Below are 22,526 nucleotides of genomic sequence, written 5' to 3' on the forward strand. Positions count from 1 at the left end.
GCTGCGCTCCCCTTTGCCGTGATCCGGAAGACTTTTGGTCGTCAGAGCGGCAAGAAGTCTTCCGGATCACGGCTGATGGACAGCTCAGCCGGCTTTGCGGGTGATGAGCCAGGCGAGGGTGGCGGCGGTGAGGACGCCGAGCAGGGAGGCGGCCAGGAAGACCGGGCCGATGACGGCTTTCACCACGGCCAGCAGCAGGACGCTGACGATGGCGCTGACGCTGACGATGGCCACCGCGCGCAGGAGCCAGGCGAAGATCACGCCCGGGGAGACGATGGCGTCGTAGGGCAGGGCGGCGGCCAGGGCGGCCAGCGAGTGCATCAGGTAGAGCACCGTGGCCAGGGCGATCAGGCGCGGGACGGTGACGACCTCGCCGTAGGAGTAGGTGCCCAGCAGCCAGCCGAACGCGCACAGCAGGATCGCCAGGCCGACCAGCCGGGTGCGGGGGAACACCGCGGGCAGCGCGGACAGCAGCGCGAGCGGCAGCAGCGCGGCGGGCCGCAGGATGACCTCGGCGGGGAAGGAGATGAAGGCCGCGACGAGCGTGAGCAGGAACACGGCGAAGCGGACCAGCATCGGCCCGGCGGCGGCGCGTTCGAGCATGTCCTTGACCCGGCCCAGGCGGGTGAGCAGGGCGTCCTGCAGCTCCTCGATCATTTGGTGACCGTCCGGGACAGGGCGACGCGGGCGACGCCGCGCAGGACCTCGTCGAGGCTGCCGGCGCCGCCCCAGGGGACGACGGGGACGCCGTGCTCGCGGAGCTGGCCGATGACGCTGTCGCGTTCGAGGAGCCAGAGGCGGTGGGCGACGGAGCCCCACGGGCCGGTGCCGCGCAGGGCGGCGGAGGGCTCGGTGAGGGTGTCGACGGCGACGACGAAGCGGCCGGCGCGGGCGAGGTTGGCGAGCATCGACGCGGAGCGGGGGTCCAGGAGCGGGGTGAGGACCATGACGAGCGCGTTGTGCTGGACCATGTGCGGGCCGAAGACGGACGGCGGCGGCTCGTCGGCGACCTGGGCGGGGGCGATGTCGAGCAGCCATTCGAGCGTCGTCATGTAGTGCCGGCGTCCGCTGGCGGGGCGCAGCTGGCGGATCTGGCCGCCGTACTGCAGCAGCGCGACCCGGTCGCCGCGGCGCAGGTAGTGCTCGGCGATGCCGGCGGCGGCGCGGACCGTGGTGTCCAGGACGGAGGCGCGGCCGTCGATGCCGCCGGAGCGGCCCGCCTCGTGCAGCGCGTCGAGCAGGACGACGACCTCGGCGTCGCGGTCCGACAGGGTGCTGACGACGTGCAGCTCACGGGTACGCAGGGAGACGCGCCAGTCGATGCGCCGCAGCCGGTCGCCGGAGCCGAAGCGGCGCACCCCGGCGAGCTCGCCGCCCTCGCCCGGCCGGCGGGAGCGGTGGCCGCCGACATGTCCGGCGGCGCGGGGCATGGCCTCGGCGGCGTCGAAGTGCTCGATCGCCGGATACGCCTTGATCGGCAGCGCCGGCGCCTGTACCGCGCGGCTGATGAGCAGACCGTCGGCGGCGAAGCCGTGCGCGTCGACTGGGCCGAGCGGGTGCCGCCCCCAGCGCAGGACCCGGCCGTGCAGGTCGACGGAGGCGATCGTGCCCGGGTCGACGCCCACGGCGTACGGCCGGTCGCTGTGCTCCAGGCGGACCCAGCGGGGCACGGTGAGGCGCACCACGACGAGGTCGAAGCCGCCCGGGTTGGGGTTGCCGACGCCGACGCTCACGTCGAGCTCGGCGCCCTCGACCACGAAGGGCTCGCCGGCGGTGACCTCCAGGGTCGGCGCGCGGCCGGGCCGGCGCAGCAGCGACAGGGCGGTGCCGAGGGCGAACGGCGTGGCGAGCACGACCAGGTCGAACCGGCCGATGAGGACGGCGACGAAGACCAGCACGCCGGCGACGAGGACCGCCCGGCCGAGGGCGCGGGTCGGCTCGAAGGCACGCGCGTGCGACCGCGCGCCGCCCCCGCGCGGTGCTGCCGCGCGCCGCTCGGCTGCGCGCGGTGACGGGCGACGCTCAGCCACGCCTTCCGCCGTAGGTGGGCAGCGCGCCGCTGGCCGGTGCCGGGGTCTGCGCGAGCACCTCGCCCACGACGGCCCTGGGGTCGATGCGCTTGAGCCACATCTCGGGCAGGAGCGTGATGCGGTGCGCGAGGGCCGGCACGGCGACGGCCTTGACGTCCTCGGGGATGACGTAGTCGCGGCCGCTGAGCGCGGCGGCGGCCCGGGCGAGCAGCAGCAGCGCGAGCGAGCCACGGGGTGAGGCGCCGACGAGGACCTGCGGGTGGGAGCGGGTCGCCGCGGCGAGGGAGACGATGTACCGGCCGATCGAGTCCTCGACGCTGACGTCCTCCAGGGCGCCCTGCATGGCCAGCAGCGTCTCGGAGTCCACGACCGGCTCGATCACCGCCTCCTCCTGGCGGCGGCTCATCCGGCGGCGCAGCACCTCCCACTCCTCGTCGGCCTCCGGGTATCCGAAGGACACCCGGAGCAGGAAGCGGTCCAGCTGCGCCTCGGGCAGCGGGTAGGTGCCCTCGTACTCGATCGGGTTGGCGGTGGCGAGGACGTGGAACGGCGGGTCGAGCCGGTAGGTGGCACCCTCGACGGACACCTGCCGCTCCTGCATCGCCTCCAGCAGCGCCGACTGCGTCTTCGGCGGGGTGCGGTTGATCTCGTCGGCGAGCAGCAGGTTGGTGAAGACCGGCCCGGCGCGGAACGTGAACTCGTGCGAGCGCTGGTCGTAGAGGAACGACCCGGTCACGTCGGCGGGCAGCAGGTCGGGGGTGAACTGCAGGCGGCGGAAGCCGATGCCGAGCGTCTGCGCGAACGACCGCGCGGTCAGCGTCTTGGCCAGGCCCGGCAGGTCCTCCAGCAGCACGTGCCCGCCGGCGAGGATCCCGGCCAGGACCAGCTCCAGGGAGTCGCGCTTGCCGACGACCACCGTGCCGACCTGGTCGAGGACCACCTTGGCGATCCGGCCAACCTCGGCCGGTGCGAGCGTCTTCATAGCTCCTCCACCTTCGCGACGATCGATGCTACGTCCCCTGGGCTCGGCACGCGCGACGGCGGCTGGTGCAGCAGCGTCCACAGCTCCTCCCCCAGCAGTGCCCGGGCCTGTCTCGGCGAGCCGGCCAGGGTGATGCCGTGCCGCTGGCGCAGCCTGGTGTCGACCAGGTCGGCGATGCGGGGCACGACGAGTGCGCCGAAGCGCTTCGCGTCGCGCTCGCCCCAGACGAGGCGGTCCTCCCACCGGCCGACGGCGAGGCGCAGGCCGTCGAGGACGGGGACGCCGTCGAGGACCTCTCCGGTGCGCCGCGTCCTGGCCAGGGCCTTCTTCTTCGCCAGGGTCGGCGGCCGGACCGGGGTGAGCCCCCGCCCGGTGACGGTGACCGGCAGCTCGTCGGCGTGGACCTGCCGCAGCGCCTCCTGGATGATGCCGGTCGCCAGGATGCCGAGGAAGACCAAGGGATACGAGACGGTCAGGCCCACCACGTACAGCAGCCCCCACCCGACCGTGGTGAGCGCGAACGCGATGAAGAGCCGGCGGATCCACCACCGGGTGTCGTACGGCCGGGACGGCCGCCGCACGGGACGGGGATCGGCGGCGACGGCGGTGCGTCCGGCGTCGAAGAGCTCCTCGAGGCTGACCATCTCGTCGGGGTTACGCGCCACTGACGGCACCTCCACGCAGCGCGAGCTCGGTGCGCAACTGCCGCAGCGCCTCGATCGCGCCACGGCGGGAGCGTTCGTCGACGGGATGGGTGGCGTACCGGGCCTCGCGGTAGACGACGGCGAGCCCCTCGAGCGTCGGCCGGGTGACCTGGTGCCCGGCAAGGAGGCGGGTGACCAGGTCGGTGGGGCTGTCGCCGGTCTCCCGCGGAGTGCCGGCGGCCGCGGCGGCCCGCTCCAGGCGCACCCAGCAGGCGATGACGGCGCGCCGTGGATCGGTGTCGGTGTCCGACAGTTCGACGATGCCGGCGTCGACCGCGGCGAGCACTTCGGCGCCGGCATCGCCCGCCATCGGCGTCGGCTGCTTGGGCTCGACGAAGAGCCGGGCCTTGCGCTTCGGGCCGGCGTTGCGCAGCAGCGACCAGGCGAGCCAGCCGACGAGGACCACGACGACGAGCAGGCACAGGATGCCGGCGGTGTACGTCACCCAGTCCGGCAGCGTGAACGGGGAGCTCTGTGGTGCCGCGGACCCGATCGCCTCGGCGGTCGGCAGGATCTCGGACGTCGGGGACGCCTGCGGCGGGGTGGCGGCGAGGTCCGGCACCGGCACCTTGCTGATCTGCGGGGAGGAGGTGGCCGCGGCCGCGGCGGCGATCGCGAGGACGGCGACGACGGCGAGCACCGGCAACCAGCGGTTGAAGGTGCGGTCCATGACATCCCGTCGGTCAGCGTCATCCGATCCCGGCGAGTGCCTTCGCACGGGTGAAAACCTCGTCCAGCATTCCTGGCGTGAGCCTGCCGGTAAAGGTGTTCTGCTGGCTCACGTGGTAACAACCGAGCAACGCGGGGGCGCCGCCGGCCTGCCACGGGGTGTCGCCGGCGTTCCACAGGGCGCCGTGGCCGAACGGCACCTTCCGTGCCGGTGCTACACCGTAGACGGCGCGCAGCGCGGGCCAGAACGCGGCCCACGCGAATGCGCCGAGCGCGATGACGACCCGCAGTTCAGGGCGGATCAGGGCGAGCTCGCGGTGCAGGTACGGCGCGCAGGTGTCGCGTTCCAGAGGGGTCGGCTTGTTGTCCGGCGGCGCGCACCGCACCGCGGCGAAGATGCGGGTGCTCGTCAGGGTGAGGCCGTCGTCGCGGCTGACGCTGGTCGGCTGGTTGGCGAGGCCGGCCCGGTGCATGGCGGCGAACAGCACGTCACCGGACCGGTCGCCGGTGAAGATGCGACCGGTCCGGTTCCCCCCGTGCGCGGCGGGTGCCAGGCCGAGGATGGCCAGCCGCGCGTCGTGGGCGCCGAAGCCGGGGACCGGACGGCCCCAGTACTCCTCGTCGCGGAAGGCGGCGCGTTTCGTCGCCGCGACCTCCTCCCGCCAGGCGACCAGCCGGGGGCACCGCCGGCAGTCGCAGATCTCGGCGTCGAGGCGGTCAAGGTCGTCCGTCACGCCCCCAAAACTAACGGGACGGGCTCGGCGACACCGACGTGGACGCGGACGTGGACATGGACGTGGACGGGGAAGGACCGGGCGAGACCGACACCGACGTGGAAGGGCTGGGTGACGGCGACGCGGTCTCCGAGGGTTCCGCGGTCTCGCCGGGGCGGCCCGTGCGCAGGCACAGCGGGTAGCTCGCCGGCTTCTCCTCGGGGCCGGTCGCACACCGCCAGTAGTCGCCGACCTGGATCGGGTTGCCGTTCTGGTCGAACAGCGTGACGTGGTCCAGCGAGCGCCCCTGCTCGTCCACGGGGAAGACGTTGGTCACCCCGTCGAACGGCCCGCCGCTGGCCGGGTAGTAGCCCTGCGGGTCGCTCCCCCGCAGCATGTTCGGCGAGCTGACGATCACGAACAGGGTGCCGACGACGGCGACCGCGGTGCCCGCGAGGCCGACCCAGCGGGGCACCCGGGGCACGCCCGTGACGCCGATGCGGATCGACACGACGATCGCGACCGCGACGAGCAGCCAGCCGATCGGGTCGTCGAAGCGGTCCCGGGGCAGGATGTCGACGGCGAAGATCAGCACCACGATCGCGACCGCGCGGGCGATCCACCAGGCCGGGCGCAGCAGGCGCAGGAAGTCGGTGGCCATCGGGTAGCCGATGACCCGCCCGGCGCGCTGGTCGAGCTCCGGCAGCGCCGCGACGAGGCGCTCGTAGTAGACGACGATCGCCGCCCGGCCGGCGCTCTTGCCCGGGCCGGCGTCGAGGCCGGCGGCGGCGCGCAGCTCGGCGGCGTAGGTGGCCGGCGGGCCGAGCCGGTCGACGAGCGGCCCGCCCTGCTCCGCGATCACCTCGGCGAAGTGCGCCGGCAGGTCCTCCAGGAGCTCGTCGCGAGCCTCCTGGGGCAGGTCGGCGAGGGCCGCGGCCACCCGCTCGTAGTAGTAGTCGATCTCGATGGTGCCCGGCGAGGTCACGACGTCTCCCCGATCAGCTGGTCCATGGTCGTGGCGAAGCCCCGCCACACCTTCCCGGAGGCGCTGAGCTGGGTCCGGCCGGCCGCGTTCAGCGCGTAGTACTTGCGGTGCGGTCCCGACTCGCTGGGGACCACGTAGGTGGTGAGCATCCCGGCCTGGAAGAGCCGGCGCAGGGTGCCATACACGGAGGCGTCGCCGACCTCGTCCAGCCCGGCGGACCGCAGCCGGCGCAGGATGTCATAGCCGTATCCGTCCTCGTCCCGCAGGACCGCGAGCACGGCCAGGTCGAGGACCCCCTTGAGCAGCTGGGTGGTGTCCACGTGAAGCAGAGTAGTACGCAATGCACAGTACTATCAAGTAAAGAAAACAACGGGCGGCCCCGCGTGTCGCGGGACCGCCCGTTGCTAGGCCTGAGCGGCTATTTCGCGGGGCCGAGGCAGAGCGCCTGACCCTTGGTGGTGTCGGCGCCCTGCCAGAGCACGGACTCCGCGCCCTTGTCGACGTAGTCGTCGCAGACGGTCGTGCCCTCCTTGAGCGCGTCGGCCCGGGCGATGCCCTCCTTGATGCCGATGACCTTGTACTTCGCCTTGGCGTCGGTGCACTTGACGATGTTGAGGTCGACCTCTTTGGTGTCCGTGCCGGTGATCTCGTCACCCGCGAGGCAGTCGCCGACCTTGGCGTTGGTCGAGCTGTCCTTGGCGAAGTACCAGATCGCGCCGCCGCACCCGACGCACAGCACGGCCAGGACCGCGACGATGATCAGGATGACCTTGCCGGCCTTGCCCCGGCGGGGCGGTGGCGGCGGGGCACCGAAGGGGGCACCGGGCGCGCCGAACGGCGGCTGCTCGCCATACTGCGGGGCGCCACCGTACTGCGGCTGCTCACCGTACTGCGGGGGTCCACCGTACTGCGGCTGCTGCCCGTACTGCGGCTGTTGCCCGTACTGCGGCGGCTGCTGCTGCCCATACGGGTCACCGCCACCGGGAGGCGGCGGATAGCCGCCGGGCGGCGGGTACTGGTCTGACATGTGGATCCTTTCGGGGATATGCCGCAAAGATCACCCTATCGTGCCGTTCAGGCCCGCAGGAGAGGGCTCACGATAACCGCAGACGGGTGATGCTCACAGTCAGGTGCGCGCTCGTATTACGGTGTGCGCCGTGACCGATCTGTTGAAACGCCTCGCCTCGGCGCCCGGCGTCTACCGGGGCCGCGGCGACGGGCTGGAGTCGGGACCGTTCGTCGCCCGCATCAAGGTGACCTCGGTGGTGCGCGGCAATGCGATAACCCTCGATTACGAGGCGGTCAGCGACAGCAAGGGCCTGCAACACGTTGAGCACACCATCCTCACGGCGAGTGAGGCCGGGCGGCTCGAACTGCACGTCACCTGCCTGGAACTGCCCGGTGTGACCCGATTCGTCGAGCACGACGCGGGCGTGTTCAGCGCATACGAGGGACCCATGCCCGCGAAGATCATCATGACGATGCCGGCGGAGGGCGTGCTCACCTATGGCTGGTGGTGGTCCCGCGACGACGCCGAGCCGCGCGAGCAGTCCCGCGCCGAGGTGCGCCGCACCGGCTGATCCCCCCTGATCAGGACTGACGTATACACGACATCGCGACACCGTCCAGAATGTCCGACTCGGAGGCGACGACCGCCTCGGCGCCGGACCGCTCCAGGATGATGCGCAGGATCAGCGCGCCGGCACCGATCACGTCGGCGCGCCCCGGGTGCATGACGGCGTTGGCGAGCCGCTCCTCCGGCGTGGCCGCGAGCAGGTCCGCGGTCACCTTCGCCACGTCGGCGGTGGAGACCCGGGCCCGGTGGATGTGCTCCGCCACGTATTCGGTCAGACCCAGCGCCAGGGCGGTCACCGTGGTCACCGACCCGGCCAGCCCGACGAACGTGCGGGCCCGGCCGGCGTCGACCGCCGCCAGTGCCCGGTCGACGGCGCCGATGATGTCCTTCTCCGCGGCCGCGATCTGCGCCGGCGTCGGCGGGTGGTCGTGCAGGTGCCGCTCGGTGAGCCGGACGCAGCCGATGTCGACGCTGATCGCGGCGTCCACGCCGTCGCCGTCACCGTCGGCGGAGCCGACCACGAACTCGGTCGAGCCGCCGCCGATGTCGAACACCAGGAACGGCGGCTCCGCCCGCAGCCCCTGCACCGCCCCGGCGAACGTGAGGCGGGCCTCCTCGTCGCCGCTGACGACCTCCGGGGCGAAGCCGAGCGTGGCGGTGACCATGTCGCGGAAGTCGTCGGCGTTGGACGCGTCGCGGCTCGCGCTGGTCGCCACCATCCGGGCGTGATCCACGCCGGCGGCGGCGATCTCGGCGGCATAGTGGACCAGGGCGACGCGGGTGCGCTCGATGGCCGCCTCCGCGAGCCGGCCCGTGCGGTCCACCCCCTCGCCGAGCCGCACGATGCGCATCTGCCGGGTGACGTCGACGAGCGACCCGTCCGGCTGGACGTCGGCGATCAGCAGGCGGACGGAGTTCGTTCCGCAGTCGATCGCGGCGACCCGGGTGATGCTCATGCCCGGAAGCCTACAAATGCAGCAGCATCCGGTGGTTGCCGAGGGTGTTGGGCTTGACCCGCTCCAGGTCGAGGAACTCCGCGACGCCCTCGTCGTAGGAGCGCAGCAGCTCCTCGTAGACCTGGTGGGTGACGGGGGTGCCGTCGATCGGCACGAAGCCGAACGAGCCGAAGAACCGGGTCTCGAAGGTGAGCACGAACACCCGCCGGACGCCGATCTCGCGGGCCGCCGTGAGCAGCTCCGCCACGATCCTGTGGCCGATCTTGTGCCCGCGCGTCATCGGGTCGACCGCGACCGTGCGCACCTCGGCCAGGTCCTCCCACATGACGTGCAGCGCGCCGCAGCCGACGATCACACCGTCCCGCTCGGCGACCCAGAACTCCTGCACCGCCTCGTAGAGCGCGACGGTGGGCTTCGACAGCAGCCGCCGGTCCGCCACATACATGGCGACCAGCCGCCGGATGCCCCGCACATCTGCGGTCCGGGCCCGCCGGACGGTTACCTCCATGACGGTCAGGGTAGTGGCGCGCGGATGTGGCATCTGACACGTGAGCGCGTGCTTGTCGTCACCGCGGCGGTGGCGACCGTCGTGGCCGTCACCATGACCACCCTGTTCCTGACCCGTGACCCCGCCACCCGGGTGGTGACGGTGGAGAAGTCCCAGATCGTCACCCCGAGCGCTCACACGAGTGCCGCACCGGTCAAGGGCGCCGTGAAGGCCGGCTACGCGGTCCGCAGCAAGTGGAAGGACGGCTTCAACGCCGAGGTGACGGTCACCAACATCGGCAGCCAGCCGTTGCAGGGGTGGACGGTGCAGCTGCAGCTGCCGCCGGACGTGGACCTGACCTCGACCTGGGGCGCCACCGCCGAGCACAAGGCGGACCGGCTGACGCTGCGGTCCCAGCCGTGGAACACCTACCTGGAGCCCGGCGGGTCGATCCGGATGGGGTTCGAGGCGAAGGGCAAGGCCGGCGACCCCGTCACCTGCACCGTCAACGGGTCGCCCTGCTGACAGTTCGTTGCAAGCCGCGGTGACCGGCCCCACATTGGGCGGCATGCGAATTGCCGGCTCCCGAGTCCTGACCGTCGTGCTCGCGTCCGCGCTCGGCGCCGGCGCGCTGGGCTGCGGCCTCATCAACCAGGTCAAGCAGACCGTCGACAATGTCTCCGCCATCACCGACCTCGCCGACCGGATGGGCAAGTCCGGGCAGCTCACCTTCACCGCCGAGTACAAGACCGACGACGGCACCGCCACGACCGTGGTGCAGCAGCCGCCGAAGGCCGCCTACATCGGCAAGGACGGGCGCTTCATCCTCACCGAGGACGCGCTGCTGGTCTGCACCGGCAAGAGCGGCCAGAAGGTCGTGTGCCAGAAGAGCGCCGTGCAGACCGGTCAGCTCTCCTCCGCCGACCAGGCCGCCTACCTCTCCGCCGTCGCGGGCGGTGGCTTCATCAACACGGAGATGGCGCTGGCCCTGATGACGGCCGCCGCGCTGGTACCGGGTGTCAAGATCGCCGAGAACACCGCGACCATCGCCGGGCAGAAGAGCGACTGCCTCGACGTCACCGGCATCCCGAAGGACGCCAACGCGGGCCCGAACGACGTCACCGCGAAGGAGTTCCACGTCTGTGTCGCCGAGAGCGGCCTGCTGACCCGCTTCAAGGGCGTCGGCACCGACGACAAGGCGATCGGCGTCGAGCTCAGCAAGTACAGCGAGAAGGTCGACGCCCAGGCGTTCGTCGCCCCGAAGGGTGCCCAGATCGTCGAAGGCACCGCCCCGCCGGTCGCGGGTAAGTAAACTTTCCTGTCCTGCTCCGTAGGAGTGGGCGGCGGAGGTGGCGGGGCTGCAGTAACGTGCAGAACCGTGCTGACGCCGCCCGCCGGGCTCACCGAAGAGACGCTCGAGGAGGCCCTGCGTCGCGAGTGGGGACTTCCCGTCGCGTCGCTGGGCTACCGGCCGGTCGGCTTCGGCAGCCACCACTGGGAGGTCGCGGACGACGGCGGCTACCGCTGGTTCGTCACCGTCGACCAGGACGGCGACGTCGGCCGGCTCACCTCCTCGCTGAGCGTCGCGGTGGACCTGCACGCGATCGGCCGGACGTTCGCGGTCGCCCCCGTGCCGACCCGCTCCGGCGCGCCGCTGCTCGTGCTCGGCGAGTTCGCGATCACCGTGTACCCGTTCGTCGACGGCCAGAGCTTCGACTGGAACGCGTTCCGCGGCCCCGACCACCGCCAGGCCACCCTCGACATGATCATCCAGCTGCACACCGCGCCCGAGATCGTGCACCGGCACGCGCGCGTCGACGACTTCGCCGTCCCGGGCCGCGGCGAGATCGAGGCGGCGCTCAAGGCCCCCGGCCCCGACTGCGGCCCGTATGCCCGGATGGCCGCGGAACTCCTCGCCGGCCACCGCGAGGCCCTGGCCGGCCTCCTCGCCCGCTACGACGAGCTGGTCCTGGACAGCCACGGCGAGCCGGTCCGCGCGGTCCTCACCCACGGCGAACCCCACTCGGGCAACACCATGCTGACCCCGACCGGCTGGCGCCTCATCGACTGGGACACCGTCCTGGTCTCCCCGCCCGAGCGCGACCTGTGGCTCATCGAGCCGGGCGACGGCTCGATCTTCAACGCCTACGCCGCCGCCACCGGCGTCCTGCCCCGCCCGTCCACGATCATGCTGTACCAGCTGCGCTGGGCCCTGACCGACATCGCCGTCGAGGTGCGCCGCTTCCGCCGCCCCCACACCGGCACCGCCGACGACCTCGAAGGCTGGGAGATCCTCCGCTCCGTCGTCACCCGCATCTGACACTCCGAAGGGGCCCGCCGGGCCCGGCGGACGACGGCAGTCGACGGGCCGGACATCACGCCAGTACGGCGCTGCGGCCCTGGAGGGTGGCCGCTTCGACGACTTCGGGCCAGCGGGAGGGGTCGAAGACGTTGCCGCCGATGGCGGCCTGGGAGGCCGGGTCGGGTTCGATGAGGGTGCCGGTGGTGGGGATGTCGCGGCCGAGCATGGGGATGCGGGGGGCGAGCACGACGACGCTGTCGTAGCCGGCGGCCAGGTCGGCGTTGGTGCGGGAGCGGACGCCGCCGTCCATGTAGCGGCCGCCGTTGACGGAGACGGGTGGGAAGAGGCAGGGCACGGCACAGCTGGCGGCGACCGCGGGGACCAGCGGCACACCCGAGGCGGCGGTCCAGGTGACGGGCTCGCCGGTGGCGGTGTCGACGGCGGTGACGAGCAGCCGGTCGGGGAACGCGGAGATCGGCAGGCGCCGGGCGAAGGACGCGAGCCACGGCTCCGGCGGGCCGACCTCGGCCTCCAGGGCGATCGCGCCGATCCGCCGGCGCAGCTCCGGCGGCGGCAGCGAGGGGTCCCGCAGGAGCTGGAACGCGACGGCGCCGCGGCCCCAGTCGGCGCGGATCTCGGGGTCGCCGGGGCCGAGCGGCGCCTCCATCGCAGCCGCCGCGCGGGGGTCGTGGCCGGCGGCGACGAGGGCGCCGGTGATCGCGCCGGCCGAGGTACCGATGATCAGGTCGGCGCCGGTGAGGTCGAGGCCCTGCTCGGCGAGGCCGATGAGGAGGCCGAGCTGCCAGGCGACGCCGGTGATGCCGCCGGCGCCGAGGACGAGTGCGGTGCGTCGCATGGATCCTGTTTAGCTCGGCTCAGGCCGATCGCCAGCCCGGCGGCGACGGCGAGCACCCCCGCGAGCTGCCAGGTGCCGGGCGTGACCCGGTCCACGACGGCGACCGTGAGCAGCGCGGCGACCGGCACGAGGCCGACGAAGACGCCGGCCCGCTCGACGCCGAGCCCGGCGACGGCCGTGTACCAGCAGATGAACGCCACCACGGTCAGCACCAGGCCCAGGAACGCCAGCGCCGCGGCCTCACCAGGCGAGGGCAGGCGCACGACGCCGCCGAACGGCAGCAGCACCAACAGCATCGGCACGGCCAGGGCGGTGCTCCACGCCGACACCCGCACCGGCCCGAGGCGCGGCAGCAGCGGCGCGGCGAGGAGCGAGAACGCGGCCTCGCAGGCCAGCACCCCGACGGCGGCGGCGAGGCCGGGGCCGTCGATGCGGCTGTGGCCCTCGGCGCCCCCGGCGCCCTCGACGAGGACCACGCCGAGGACCACGACCGCGGCGGCCAGCAGCAGCCGCGCCGACGGGCGGCGGCGCTCCTGCAGGGGGCCGAGCAGGGCGAGGAGCAGCGGACCGGCGCCCACGATCGTGCCGACCGCCGCCGGGTCGGCGTGGCGCAGGGCGTACATGAGCAGCAGATTGAAGCCGACGAGCCCGGTCGCCGCCACGCCGGCCAGGCGCAGCAGCTCACGGCCGGTCGGGCGCAGCCACGAGGTGAGCAGGGCGAGGGCCACCGCGGCGAGCGTGTAGCGCAGCGCCTGCCCGGCCAGGACCGGATAGTCGGCCAGCGATCGGCTGACGGTGAACGACGAGCCCAGGATCGCGCAGGTCAGCACGCAGTAGAAGGTGTGCAGCCGGTTCATGACAGCGAACTTACGATCGGCAGTGGTCCACGCTACAGTGCCACCGAGCCCCGCGTTTGGAGGTCCACTTTGTCGGTCTGGGAGGCGTTGGTCGAGCTTGACCGCACTCGGCCGCGGGTCGGCGACCAGCTCGTCAGCGCGCTGCGGGAGGCGATCACGCGGGGACGGCTGGCGCCCGGGACCCGGCTGCCGTCGACCAGGGACCTCGCCGCGGACCTCGGCGTCTCCAGAGGTCTGGTCGTCGGCGCGTACGAGCAGCTGACGGCCGAGGGACGGCTGCTGACGCGGCGCGGGTCCGGGACGGTCGTCGCCGCCCTCACCGTGCCGGTGCAGCGCCGCCGCAGCGACCCGCCGGACCGGCCCGCGACGGTGGCGCCGCTGCGCCCGGGCGTGCCCGACCTGGGCATGTTCCCGCGCACGGCCTGGCGTCGCGCGTACGAGACGGCCCTGACCAGCGCCCTGGACGCCGACTTCGACTACGGCGACGCGACCGGCGCGCCCCGGCTGCGCCAGGAGCTGTCCGGCTACCTCGGCCGGGTCCGCGCCGCCCTGGTCGCCCCCGACGGGCTGATCGTCACCGCCGGCGTGACCCAGGGCCTGGCCCTCCTCGCGCAGGTGCTCCTCGCCGGCGACGTGCGGCGGATCGCGCTGGAGGACCCCGGCCCGTCGGCGCTGCGCGGGCACCTGCAACGGCTCGGGCTCGAGGTGGTCCCGGTCCCGGTCGACGGCGACGGGCTCGACGTGCGCGCCCTCACCCGCACCAGGTGCAAGGCGGTCGTGGTGACCCCCGCGCACCAGTTCCCCACCGGCGTGGTCCTCGCCCCGCGGCGGCGCACCGAGCTGATCGCGTGGGCGCGCAGGTCCGGCGGGCTGATCGTCGAGGACGACTACGACGCCGAGCACCGCTACGACCGCGAGCCCGTCGCCTGCCTGCAGGGCCTCGCCCCGGACCTGGTCGCCCTCGTCGGCTCGGTGAGCAAGGTCCTCGCCCCGGGGCTGCGGCTGGGCTGGCTCGCGGCGCCGCAGGCGATGCTGGCGCAGCTGTGCGCGGCGAAGGCCGACGCCGACAACGGCGGCCCGGCGCTGCAGCAGCTCGCGTTCGCCGAGTTCCTCGCCGGCGGCGGCTACGACCGGCACCTGCGCCGGGCCCGCCGGCTGCACCGGGAGCGCCGCGACGCGGTCGTCGCCGCACTGCGCCGGCACCTGCCGCGGGCCCGCATCGGCGGGATCGCCGCCGGGCTGCACCTGGTGGTGGAGCTGCCGCCGGGGACCGACGACCGGGCCCTGTCCCAACGCGCCGCCGCCTGCGGGCTCGGGCCCGTCGCCCTGTCGACGCTGCGGGTGCGCAAGGGACCGCCCGGCCTGGTCCTCGGGTACGCCGCGCACACCCCGCACGAGCTCGCGAGAGCGGTCAGGACGCTCGCCGGTCTCGTATAGGTTCGAACGCATGCCGCATGACTTCGTGCCACTTGCCGAGCACATCGCCGACGCGCTGCTGGAGTCGGATCCCCGGCTCGCGGCGTCGGCCGGCGACCACCGGTTCGACGACCGGCTGCCCGACCTGTCCGCCGACGGGATCGCCGGCGACGTCGACATGCTGCGCGACGCCTCCGCCGCGCTCACCCAGGTCGACCTCGACCTGCTCGACCCGCAGGAGCAGGTCGACCACGCGGTGCTGCTCGCGCGGGTCGAGCGGATGCTGTTCGAGCGCACCGAGATCCGCGAGCACGAGTGGAACCCGCTCGTGCACAACCCGGCGACGCTGCTGGACGCGCTGATCTCCCGGCCGTTCGCGCCCGCGGAGGAGCGGCTGCTCTCGATCGCGGCGCGCCTGTCGGCGATCCCCGACACGCTCGCGACCGCCCGCGAGACGCTCGGCGAGTCGCCGCGGGTCCATCTGGAGACCGCGGCCGGCCAGTTCCAGGGCACGGCGCGGCTGGTGCGGGACGAGCTCGGCGACCTGCTGAAGGAGGCACCCGGTCTGGCGGACGTGGTCCGGCCGCTGCAGGAGCGGGCCGCGGCCGAGCTCGACGCCTTCGCCATGTGGCTGCGCGAGCGGGTCGACACCGCCGACCGCGACCCCCGGCTCGGCCGGCGGCTGTGGGAGGCCCGGCTGTGGCACACCCTGGACACGGAGCTGGGCGCCGCGACGGTCCTGCGGCGCGCCGAGGCCAACCTCGAGCGGGTGACCGCCGAGCTGCGCGCGGCCTCGGCCGAGCTGACCGGCGGCCCCGAGACCGACGACACGGTCCGCGCCGCGTTCGCGCTGGCCGCCGCCGACGTGCCCGGCAACGACACGATCGTCGACCTGGCGAAGGTGGCGCTCGAGGAGGCCACCGCGTTCGTGCGGGAGCACGACCTCATCACCCTCATCGACGACCCGCTCGTGATCATGGAGATGCCGGAGCACGCGCGGGGCGTCGCCGTCGCCTACTGCGACCCGCCCGGCCTGCTGGGGCCGGCGGAGCTGCCGACGTTCTACTGCATCTCACCCACCCCGTCGGACTGGGCCGCGGAGCGGGTCGCGTCGTTCTACCGTGAGTACAACAGCCACATGCTGCGCGACCTCACCGTCCACGAGGCGACGCCCGGCCACTTCCTGCAGCTCGCGCACGCCCGCCGCTTCCGGGGCCGCACCCGTGCCAGGGCGATCGGCTGGTCGGGACCGTTCGTGGAGGGCTGGGCCGTCTACGCCGAGGAGTTCATGGCCGAGCGCGGCTTCGGCGGCCTGCCGGTGCGCCTGCAACAGCTGAAGATGCAGCTGCGGATGAGCATCAACGCGATCATCGACCAGCGGGTCCACTGCGACGGGATGACCGAGCAGGAGGCGATGGCGCTGATGATGGACCGCGGCTTCCAGGAGGAGGGTGAGGCGGCCGGGAAGTGGCGCCGCGCGCTGCTCTCCTCGACGCAGCTGTCGACGTACTTCGTGGGCTACACCGAGGTACGGGAGATCGCGGGTGAACGCCCGGTGGACGTCACGCTGCGCGACTGGCACGACCGGATGCTCGCGCACGGCTCACCCCCGCCCCGTCACCTGCGGACCCTGCTCAACCTCTAGGTGCGCCGATCGCATGATCGGCACAACCGATAGGCTCAGGGTGCCGCACCGTGGCGGCCGACCAATCTTTGTCTGCAAGGAGTGACAGTGGCCACGATTGAAGCAATCGGCGCGCGGGAGATCCTGGACTCGCGGGGCAACCCGACCGTCGAGGTCGAGGTCGTCCTCGACGACGGCACCCTGGCCCGCGCGGCCGTCCCGTCCGGTGCCTCCACCGGCGCCTTCGAGGCCAACGAGCTGCGCGACGGCGACGCGAAGCGCTACCTCGGCAAGGGTGTCGAGAAGGCCGTGGAGAATGTCAACGAGCGCATCGCCGAGGCCGTGCGCGGCTTCGACGCCACCGAGCAGCGCCTCATCGACCAGGCCATGCTCGACCTCGACGGCACCCCGGAGAAGTCCAACCTGGGCGCCAACGCGATCCTCGGCGTCTCCCTCGCGGTCGCCAAGGCCGCCGCGGACTCCGCCGGGCTGAGCCTCTTCAAGTACCTCGGCGGCCCCAACGCGCACCTGCTGCCGGTGCCGATGCTCAACATCCTCAACGGTGGCTCCCACGCCGACTCCAACGTCGACGTCCAGGAGTTCATGATCGCGCCGATCGGCGCCCCGACCTTCCGCGAGGCGCTGCGCACCGGCGCCGAGGTCTACCACTCGCTGAAGTCGGTCCTGAAGAAGAAGGGCCTGTCGACGGGCCTCGGCGACGAGGGCGGCTTCGCCCCGAACCTGCCGACCAACGCCGCCGCGCTCGACCTGATCGCGGAGGCCGTCGAGAAGGCGGGCTACTCCCTCGGCAGCGACATCGTGCTCGCGCTCGACGTGGCCGCGACCGAGTTCTACAAGGACGGCGGCTACGCGTTCGAGGGCGGCTCCAAGTCCTCCGACGAGATGATCGCCTACTACACCCAGCTCGTCGACGCCTACCCGATCGTGTCCATCGAGGACCCGCTGTCGGAGGAGGACTGGGACGGCTGGAAGGCGATGACCGACGCGATCGGCGGCCGCATCCAGATCGTCGGCGACGACCTGTTCGTCACCAACCCGCAGCGCATCGCCCGGGGCATCGCCACCGACACCGCCAACGCGGTGCTGGTGAAGGTCAACCAGATCGGCTCGCTCACCGAGACGCTCGACGCCGTCGACCTGGCGCACCGTGCCGGCTTCCGCACGATGATGAGCCACCGCTCGGGCGAGACCGAGGACACCACGATCGCCGACCTCGCGGTCGCGGTCGGCAGCGGCCAGATCAAGACCGGCGCCCCGGCCCGGTCCGAGCGGGTCGCCAAGTACAACCAGCTCCTGCGCATCGAGGACGAGCTCGACGACGCGGCGCGCTACGCCGGTCGGGGCGCGTTCCCGCGGTACCGTTAGTCCGGTTTCATGTCCGCGGCCCTCTTCCGGGGGCCGCGGGCGTGCAGCCGTGGTTCAAGGGGGAGGGCATGCAGCAGCGCACCAGGCCGGGCGGGCGTGCCGCGCCCACCAGGGCCTCGGGCCCCAGAGGCGCGCAGCGCGCCGGGGCGGGAGGGGCGGGCCGGGCACCGGCCAGGCCGACCGTCGCCCGCCGGGCCGTGTCGTCCGGCGGCGCCGCCATGCGCACCCGAGCGCCGCAGCCGAAGCGCTTCACCGCCCGGGCCGTGGTCCTGAGCCTGGTCCTGCTGGTCCTGCTGCTCGCCTACGCCTACCCGGTCCGGGTCTACCTGGCGCAGCAGGCCGAGATCACCGCTCTGGAGCAGAGCCAGGAGCGGCAGACCGCCAAGATCGCCGAGATGGCGGCGCGGGCGGCGAAGTGGGAAGACAACGAATACGTGATCAGCCAGGCCCGTCAGCGGCTGCACATGGTCCTGCCGGGCGAGAAGCCCTACGTGGTGGTCGACCCGGCACGCAGCCAGCAGACCGACCCCACGGCGATCCCCGGCGCCGAGAAGTCGTCGCGTCCCTGGTATGGCAAACTGTGGTCGAGCGTCGAGGCGGCTGACTGAGCAATGACTTCGGAATTCGAGCCCGCGACCGACGAGGATCTCGCGGTGGTGGCCGCGCAACTGGGCCGCACCCCCCGGGGCACGCGCGCCGTCGCGCACCGCTGCCCCTGCGGCCTGCCCGACGTGGTCGAGACCACCCCCAGGCTGCCCGACGGCACCCCCTTCCCGACCCTGTTCTATTTGACCTGCCCGCGCGCCGTGCACGAGTGCAGCCGGCTGGAGTCGTCGGGTCTGATGCGCGAGATGGGCGCCCGGCTCGCCGAGGACCCCGACCTGCGCAAGGCCTACGAGGCCGCGCACGAGGACTACCTGCGCCGCCGCGAGCAGGTCGGCCACGTCGACGAGATCGACGGCGTCTCCGCGGGCGGCATGCCGACCCGCGTGAAGTGCCTGCACGTCCACCTCGGCCACGCCCTGGCCGCCGGCCCGGGCGTCAACCCGTTCGGCGACGAGACCCTGGCCCGCGCCGCCGAGTGGTGGGCCGCCGGCCCCTGCGTCCCCCCACCCACCTGACCCGGCAAGCCGTTATGTTCGCATGACTTTGCCGATATAATTTCCGGATGCTGTACCTGACTCCACAACTTGCCGCTGAGGATCGCGAGGTCCTCGACGAGCTGGACCGCATGCGCGAGGCTCTGCGGTTTCAGGTGGCCACCCCGCATCGGTGGACCGGCCAGCTCCGGCGCCAGTTGGTCGCCCGCGGCATCAAGGGGTCCAACTCGATCGAGGGATACGAGGTGTCCGTCGACGACGCGGCCGCGGCCGCCTCGGGCGACGATCCACTCGACACGGACGCGGCGGTCTGGGACGAGATCACGGGCTACCGGGACGCGTTGACCTATGTGCAGCAGCTCGCCCACTCCGCCGAGTTCCGCTACCACTACATGCTGCTCAACGGCCTGCATTACATGCTGCTCAAGCATCATCCCGATCGCTGGCCGGGCAGGTTCCGTCCCGGCGGGATCTGGATCACCGACCATTCGACCGGCGAGGTCGTCTACACCGGACCCGACGCCGACGCCGTCCAGGGGCTGATGCGGGAGTTGGCGGACTGGCTGCAGGACGGCGACCTGGACGCGCCGCTCTTCGTCCGGGCGGCGATGGCGCACCTCAATCTGGTGCGGATCCACCCGTGGCGGGACGGCAACGGGCGGATGTCGCGATGCCTGCACACCCTGGTGCTCGCCCGCGACGCGGTGCTCGCGCCGGAGTTCTCGTCCATCGAGGAATGGCTCGGCACCGGGCGCAACACGTTCGACTATTACGACGCGCTGCGGGACGTGGGGCGGGAGCGGTGGCGGCCGCACGGGGAGACGCTGCCGTGGGTGCGGTTCTGCCTGCGGGCGCATCACATGCAGATGCAGCGGGTGAGGCAGCGGCTCGATCACGCGGCGCTGTTGTGGGAGCGGCTCGAAGCGCTCGGGCTGCCCAGCCGGACGACGTCCGCGCTGTACGCGGCGGCCGAGGGCGGGCGGGTGCGGCGGACGTCGTACCAGCGCGATGAAGGCCTCACGACGGACCAGGCGACCAGAGACCTGCGGATGCTGCTGGAGCGCGGGCTGCTGGAGCAGCGCGGGCAGACCAAGGGGCGGTTCTACGTCGCGGCCGGGCCGGTCCTCGACGTGGCGGCGGGGATCGGCAGGCCGGCGCCGCTGAGAGATCCCTATTCGGCGCGGCGGACGGCGTCCATGTAGGACAGGGCGGCGGTGCGCAGCGCCGCCTCGGCATCCTTGCCTTCCGACTGCGCCTGGACGACCAGGGCGAAGAGGGCGGCGCCGAGGGGGTCGGCGGGGGTGAAGTCGACGGTGAGGCCGGCCCGGGCGACGCGGTGCAGGAGTTTCGCGACGAGGGCGAGGGACGGCTGGGAGAGGGCGACGCCGTCGACGGCGGAGGCGCGGGACTTCTCGGCCTGCTTGATCTGCTCCCAGTTGGCGATGATGTCGTCGATGCCGCCGACCTCGGTGCCGGCGAAGACGTGCGGGTTGCGGCGGATGAGCTTGGCGACGAGGTCGCCGGCGACGTCGTCGAGGGTGAAGCCGGCGGTGTCCTCCGCGAGGCGGGCGTGCAGCACGACCTGGAGCAGGACGTCGCCGAGCTCCTCGCGGACCGCTTCGGGATCGTCGTCGCGGATGGCGTCGTACAGCTCGTAGGACTCCTCGAGGAGGAACGGCGCCAGCGAAGCGTGGGTCTGGGCGCGTTTCCAGGCGTCGCCGGTCTCGGGGTGCATGAGCCGGTCCATGACGGTGACGGCGTCCAGGACGCGGGCGCCGGGCGGGTCCCAGGAGCCGTAGAGGAGCTCGAGGTCGGCGAGGCCGGGCTCACGGGCCAGCCGGAGGCCGAGCGAGCGGGCGAGGTCCTCGTCACCGTCGGGGCCGGCGAGCCAGACGATCGTGCCGTGCTCGGCCAGGGCGGCCAGCAGGGCGTCGGCGGTGGGCGGCACCACCGCGACGGTCGCGCCCGCCGCGCGCAGCGCGTCCACCTGCTCAGAGGCACCGGCGGTGAACACCGGGTGGGCGCGGACCACGTCCCACGCCTGGGCGGTGAGCACGCCGGCCGGGAGCCGGGGTGACGTCACCAGCAGGATCACGCTGCCCGGCACGATTCCTCAGACCTCCTCGGCGAGACCCCCATCGAAGGTCAGGTGGACCAGGATACTGGCCCTGGCCACGCCGCCCCGGCCGATCTCGACGGTGATCGGCAGGCCGTAGGCGAGACCCTGGTAGCGGGGATTGACGGTGATGCCCGACGCGGCGACGGCCTCGTCGAGCTGCCGGCGCAGGGCGATCATCCGGCCGATCGTGTCGCGGTTCAGCAGGTACTGGACCTGCTCGAAGACGTACAGGTCGGAGACCGGCCGGCCGCCGGCGAAGAACAGCGCGTCGAAGGCGGCCCGCTGCTGCGACCGCGAAGGGTCGACGGGGGTGACGGCGCCGGCGAGGGTGAGCAGGACGTCCTGGGCCTCGGTGACGATCGGCACGATCGGCGCGTCGGCGGGAACCCCGTAGTACTGCGCGATGAGGGCCGGGTCGGTGTCGTGGCGGACCGTCAGCCCCCGCGAGGCGGCCAGGCGGCCGCCCACCTCGCCGATGATCATCGAGCCGAGGACGTATCCGGTGACGTCGCCGCGCTGGGCGGGGGCGAAGATCAGGTTCTCCGCGACGTCGGTGACCTGCGCGATGGTGACGGCGCGGTCGCCGAGGTAGACGGCGACGTTCGGGTCGGACCGGCAGCCGGCGAGGGACGTCGCGGCGAGCGCCGCGACCAGCGCGAGGACACGGAACCGGGACATGGTCACTTCTTCCTGGTCTTGCCGGCTGCGGCGGCGGTCATCGGCGTGTAGTGCGGGTCCTGGGCGAGGGACGCGCGGAAGGCGCCGAGGACGGTGGGGTCGTCCGACACCTGGAACTGCTGCGTCGGGCCCTTGTTGTCGATCGGGTCCGACTCGAAGTACATCACGGCCCGGATCTGCGGGTTGGCCTTGAAGGTGGCCGAGGCGTCGCGCAGCCAGGTCGCACGCTGCTCGGTGCCCCACGCGCGGGCCACCCCGAACTCGCCGATCATCACGGGCTTCGTCGGGTGGGCCGCGCAGAACTGCAGGAACTCCCGCATCAGCGCGCCGATCGTGTCGTACTTCGAGCCGGCGTAGACGTCGACGCAGGTCCAGTCGACGAGGTCGTCGCCGGGGTAGAAGTCGGCCGCGTAGCCGCCCTGGAAGCCCTCCACCGTCGGGCACCACACCCAGGACGCGTTGGTGGCGCCCTCCTCGGTGAAGATGCCGCGCACGTGCCGCCACGCGGCGACGTAGTCCTCGCCGGACCACATCTGCGCGCGCAGGTTCGGGCGGTCCATCTCCCACCTGTACCGCATCATCACGGGCTTGCCGAAGGCCTTGAGCTCCTTGGCCCGCTCGCGGATGAGGTCGTCGTAGCGGCCCATGGTGATGAGCCGGGTGTCGCCGCCCGCCCACGACAGCATGAGGGTCGTGCCGCGGGCGGCGAACTGCTCGTCGGAGGCGTTGAAGAAGTTCTCGTCGAAGCGGCGGTACGTGTTGACGATCGCCATCTTGCGGCCGAGGGTCTTCTCCCAGGTCGTCATGGCCGAGAGGCGGCCGGACTCGGTGAGACGCTCGGGCCGGACCCACGCGCCGAGATACGAGCCGTGGCCCGGCGGCGCGATGGGACCGGCCGCGAACGGGCCGGTCGAGGTGGCGATCGCCGGTGGTGCACCGGGTGCCGGCGGCGCCCCGGTCGTCGGCGACGGCCGGGGTGCCGGGGTGTCCTTCGTGGACATGACGCTGAGGGTCACCGCCGTCGCACCCGCCACGACGGCGACCACGACGGCGGCGACGAGCCCGATCCGCTTCACTCGCAGCAAT

General features: G+C 72.8%; 26 protein-coding genes. 10 read left to right on the top strand and 16 right to left on the bottom strand.

Annotation, left to right across the window (positions count from 1 at the left end; translation table 11 throughout):
• Positions 1–84: 84 nt before the first annotated feature.
• The 9 genes from ABZS58_RS01575 to ABZS58_RS01615 form a co-directional block, all read right to left on the bottom strand.
• Positions 85–657, bottom strand: coding sequence for a hypothetical protein (locus tag ABZS58_RS01575; protein WP_354776430.1), 573 nt, complete (start codon positions 655–657; stop codon positions 85–87).
• The gene (locus tag ABZS58_RS01580) at positions 654–2,030 is read right to left on the bottom strand and encodes a DUF58 domain-containing protein (RefSeq protein WP_354776431.1); all 1,377 of its coding nucleotides are present in this window, start codon (positions 2,028–2,030) and stop codon (positions 654–656) included. Before ABZS58_RS01580 ends, ABZS58_RS01575 begins: the two co-directional genes overlap by 4 nt.
• Positions 2,023–3,012, bottom strand: a complete 990-nt coding sequence (locus tag ABZS58_RS01585; protein WP_354776433.1) for a MoxR family ATPase — start codon at positions 3,010–3,012, stop codon at positions 2,023–2,025. The genes ABZS58_RS01580 and ABZS58_RS01585 overlap by 8 nt, the downstream gene beginning before the upstream one ends.
• The gene (locus tag ABZS58_RS01590; protein WP_354776435.1) at positions 3,009–3,677 is read right to left on the bottom strand and encodes a hypothetical protein; all 669 of its coding nucleotides are present in this window, start codon (positions 3,675–3,677) and stop codon (positions 3,009–3,011) included. Before ABZS58_RS01590 ends, ABZS58_RS01585 begins: the two co-directional genes overlap by 4 nt.
• Positions 3,667–4,386: a DUF4129 domain-containing protein gene (locus tag ABZS58_RS01595; RefSeq protein WP_354776437.1), complete on the bottom strand. Its 720-nt coding sequence runs from the start codon at positions 4,384–4,386 to the stop codon at positions 3,667–3,669. The genes ABZS58_RS01590 and ABZS58_RS01595 overlap by 11 nt, the downstream gene beginning before the upstream one ends.
• Positions 4,387–4,405: 19 nt before the next feature.
• A complete protein-coding gene (locus tag ABZS58_RS01600; RefSeq protein WP_354776439.1) occupies positions 4,406–5,119 on the bottom strand; it encodes a uracil-DNA glycosylase in 714 nt (237 codons plus the stop codon).
• Positions 5,120–5,129: 10 nt separating this feature from the next.
• A complete protein-coding gene (locus ABZS58_RS01605) occupies positions 5,130–6,083 on the bottom strand; it encodes a hypothetical protein (RefSeq protein WP_354776441.1) in 954 nt (317 codons plus the stop codon).
• Entirely contained in the window at positions 6,080–6,403 is a 324-nt protein-coding gene (locus ABZS58_RS01610; protein WP_354776443.1) for a PadR family transcriptional regulator, read from the bottom strand. The genes ABZS58_RS01605 and ABZS58_RS01610 overlap by 4 nt, the downstream gene beginning before the upstream one ends.
• 98 nt (positions 6,404–6,501) lie before the next feature.
• Positions 6,502–7,110, bottom strand: coding sequence for a hypothetical protein (locus ABZS58_RS01615; protein ID WP_354776445.1), 609 nt, complete (start codon positions 7,108–7,110; stop codon positions 6,502–6,504).
• Between the two features lie 130 nt (positions 7,111–7,240).
• Here ABZS58_RS01615 and ABZS58_RS01620 point away from each other — a divergent pair, with 130 nt between their 5' ends.
• Positions 7,241–7,663, top strand: a complete 423-nt coding sequence (locus ABZS58_RS01620) for a hypothetical protein (protein ID WP_354776446.1) — start codon at positions 7,241–7,243, stop codon at positions 7,661–7,663.
• Between the two features lie 10 nt (positions 7,664–7,673).
• Here ABZS58_RS01620 and ABZS58_RS01625 read toward each other — a convergent pair whose 3' ends face one another.
• Both ABZS58_RS01625 and ABZS58_RS01630 read right to left on the bottom strand, forming a co-directional pair.
• Positions 7,674–8,615 carry a Ppx/GppA phosphatase family protein gene (locus ABZS58_RS01625; protein WP_354776448.1) on the bottom strand — a complete coding sequence of 314 codons (942 nt, stop codon included), beginning with the start codon at positions 8,613–8,615 and terminating at the stop codon, positions 7,674–7,676.
• Between the two features lie 10 nt (positions 8,616–8,625).
• The gene (locus ABZS58_RS01630) at positions 8,626–9,123 is read right to left on the bottom strand and encodes an amino-acid N-acetyltransferase (RefSeq protein WP_354776450.1); all 498 of its coding nucleotides are present in this window, start codon (positions 9,121–9,123) and stop codon (positions 8,626–8,628) included.
• 48 nt (positions 9,124–9,171) lie between these two features.
• On the opposite strand from ABZS58_RS01630, the gene ABZS58_RS01635 reads away from it, so the two are divergent.
• From ABZS58_RS01635 to ABZS58_RS01645, 3 genes are all read left to right on the top strand, one after another.
• On the top strand, positions 9,172–9,627 hold the full coding sequence (locus ABZS58_RS01635; RefSeq protein WP_354776452.1) for a cellulose binding domain-containing protein: 456 nt from the start codon (positions 9,172–9,174) through the stop codon (positions 9,625–9,627).
• 43 nt (positions 9,628–9,670) lie between these two features.
• Positions 9,671–10,414 (top strand): hypothetical protein, encoded by a 744-nt coding sequence (locus ABZS58_RS01640; protein ID WP_354776454.1) that lies wholly within the window; start codon positions 9,671–9,673, stop codon positions 10,412–10,414.
• 66 nt (positions 10,415–10,480) lie between these two features.
• A complete protein-coding gene (locus ABZS58_RS01645) occupies positions 10,481–11,422 on the top strand; it encodes a phosphotransferase (protein ID WP_354776456.1) in 942 nt (313 codons plus the stop codon).
• A 55-nt stretch (positions 11,423–11,477) separates the two neighbouring features.
• Here the strand turns inward: ABZS58_RS01645 and ABZS58_RS01650 are convergent, their stop codons facing one another.
• The gene (locus ABZS58_RS01650) at positions 11,478–12,260 is read right to left on the bottom strand and encodes a patatin-like phospholipase family protein (protein WP_354776458.1); all 783 of its coding nucleotides are present in this window, start codon (positions 12,258–12,260) and stop codon (positions 11,478–11,480) included.
• The gene (locus ABZS58_RS01655; RefSeq protein WP_354776460.1) at positions 12,146–13,117 is read right to left on the bottom strand and encodes a DMT family transporter; all 972 of its coding nucleotides are present in this window, start codon (positions 13,115–13,117) and stop codon (positions 12,146–12,148) included. Before ABZS58_RS01655 ends, ABZS58_RS01650 begins: the two co-directional genes overlap by 115 nt.
• Before the next feature lie 69 nt (positions 13,118–13,186).
• Between ABZS58_RS01655 and ABZS58_RS01660 the strand changes: the two genes are divergently transcribed.
• From ABZS58_RS01660 to ABZS58_RS01685, 6 genes are all read left to right on the top strand, one after another.
• Positions 13,187–14,554 (top strand): PLP-dependent aminotransferase family protein, encoded by a 1,368-nt coding sequence (locus tag ABZS58_RS01660; protein WP_354776462.1) that lies wholly within the window; start codon positions 13,187–13,189, stop codon positions 14,552–14,554.
• A gap of 10 nt (positions 14,555–14,564) precedes the next feature.
• Positions 14,565–16,178, top strand: coding sequence for a DUF885 domain-containing protein (locus ABZS58_RS01665; RefSeq protein ID WP_354776463.1), 1,614 nt, complete (start codon positions 14,565–14,567; stop codon positions 16,176–16,178).
• A gap of 87 nt (positions 16,179–16,265) precedes the next feature.
• Positions 16,266–17,543: a phosphopyruvate hydratase gene (gene eno, locus ABZS58_RS01670; RefSeq protein ID WP_354776465.1), complete on the top strand. Its 1,278-nt coding sequence runs from the start codon at positions 16,266–16,268 to the stop codon at positions 17,541–17,543.
• Positions 17,544–17,611: 68 nt separating this feature from the next.
• A complete protein-coding gene (locus ABZS58_RS01675; RefSeq protein WP_354776466.1) occupies positions 17,612–18,151 on the top strand; it encodes a septum formation initiator family protein in 540 nt (179 codons plus the stop codon).
• A 3-nt stretch (positions 18,152–18,154) separates the two neighbouring features.
• A complete protein-coding gene (locus ABZS58_RS01680; protein ID WP_354776468.1) occupies positions 18,155–18,664 on the top strand; it encodes a DUF501 domain-containing protein in 510 nt (169 codons plus the stop codon).
• Positions 18,665–18,711: 47 nt separating this feature from the next.
• Positions 18,712–19,845, top strand: a complete 1,134-nt coding sequence (locus tag ABZS58_RS01685) for a Fic family protein (protein ID WP_354776470.1) — start codon at positions 18,712–18,714, stop codon at positions 19,843–19,845.
• On the opposite strand, the gene ABZS58_RS01690 is transcribed toward ABZS58_RS01685, so the two are convergent.
• The 3 genes from ABZS58_RS01690 to ABZS58_RS01700 are packed head-to-tail and all read right to left on the bottom strand — an operon-like array spanning position 19,815 to position 22,516.
• Positions 19,815–20,750, bottom strand: a complete 936-nt coding sequence (locus tag ABZS58_RS01690; protein ID WP_354776472.1) for a MazG family protein — start codon at positions 20,748–20,750, stop codon at positions 19,815–19,817. The two genes, ABZS58_RS01685 and ABZS58_RS01690, sit on opposite strands and share 31 nt — an antisense overlap.
• Before the next feature lie 6 nt (positions 20,751–20,756).
• On the bottom strand, positions 20,757–21,440 hold the full coding sequence (locus ABZS58_RS01695) for a hypothetical protein (RefSeq protein WP_354776474.1): 684 nt from the start codon (positions 21,438–21,440) through the stop codon (positions 20,757–20,759).
• Between the two features lie 2 nt (positions 21,441–21,442).
• Entirely contained in the window at positions 21,443–22,516 is a 1,074-nt protein-coding gene (locus ABZS58_RS01700) for a glycosyl hydrolase (protein ID WP_354776476.1), read from the bottom strand.
• Positions 22,517–22,526: the final 10 nt, after the last annotated feature.

The organism is Dactylosporangium sp. NPDC005555, assembly GCF_040605635.1.
In the GTDB taxonomy this organism is placed as follows: domain Bacteria; phylum Actinomycetota; class Actinomycetes; order Mycobacteriales; family Micromonosporaceae; genus Dactylosporangium.

Coding starts and splice junctions, on each gene's coding strand:
- ABZS58_RS01665 (WP_354776463.1), top strand. CDS start 14,565: ATGCCGCATGACTTCGTGCCACTTGCCGAGCACATCGCCGACGCGCTG.
- ABZS58_RS01655 (WP_354776460.1), bottom strand. CDS start 13,117: ATGAACCGGCTGCACACCTTCTACTGCGTGCTGACCTGCGCGATCCTG.
- ABZS58_RS01680 (WP_354776468.1), top strand. CDS start 18,155: ATGACTTCGGAATTCGAGCCCGCGACCGACGAGGATCTCGCGGTGGTG.
- ABZS58_RS01675 (WP_354776466.1), top strand. CDS start 17,612: ATGCAGCAGCGCACCAGGCCGGGCGGGCGTGCCGCGCCCACCAGGGCC.
- ABZS58_RS01615 (WP_354776445.1), bottom strand. CDS start 7,110: ATGTCAGACCAGTACCCGCCGCCCGGCGGCTATCCGCCGCCTCCCGGT.
- ABZS58_RS01630 (WP_354776450.1), bottom strand. CDS start 9,123: ATGGAGGTAACCGTCCGGCGGGCCCGGACCGCAGATGTGCGGGGCATC.
- ABZS58_RS01650 (WP_354776458.1), bottom strand. CDS start 12,260: ATGCGACGCACCGCACTCGTCCTCGGCGCCGGCGGCATCACCGGCGTC.
- ABZS58_RS01575 (WP_354776430.1), bottom strand. CDS start 657: ATGATCGAGGAGCTGCAGGACGCCCTGCTCACCCGCCTGGGCCGGGTC.
- ABZS58_RS01595 (WP_354776437.1), bottom strand. CDS start 4,386: ATGGACCGCACCTTCAACCGCTGGTTGCCGGTGCTCGCCGTCGTCGCC.
- ABZS58_RS01685 (WP_354776470.1), top strand. CDS start 18,712: ATGCTGTACCTGACTCCACAACTTGCCGCTGAGGATCGCGAGGTCCTC.
- ABZS58_RS01625 (WP_354776448.1), bottom strand. CDS start 8,615: ATGAGCATCACCCGGGTCGCCGCGATCGACTGCGGAACGAACTCCGTC.
- ABZS58_RS01640 (WP_354776454.1), top strand. CDS start 9,671: ATGCGAATTGCCGGCTCCCGAGTCCTGACCGTCGTGCTCGCGTCCGCG.
- ABZS58_RS01695 (WP_354776474.1), bottom strand. CDS start 21,440: ATGTCCCGGTTCCGTGTCCTCGCGCTGGTCGCGGCGCTCGCCGCGACG.
- ABZS58_RS01585 (WP_354776433.1), bottom strand. CDS start 3,012: ATGAAGACGCTCGCACCGGCCGAGGTTGGCCGGATCGCCAAGGTGGTC.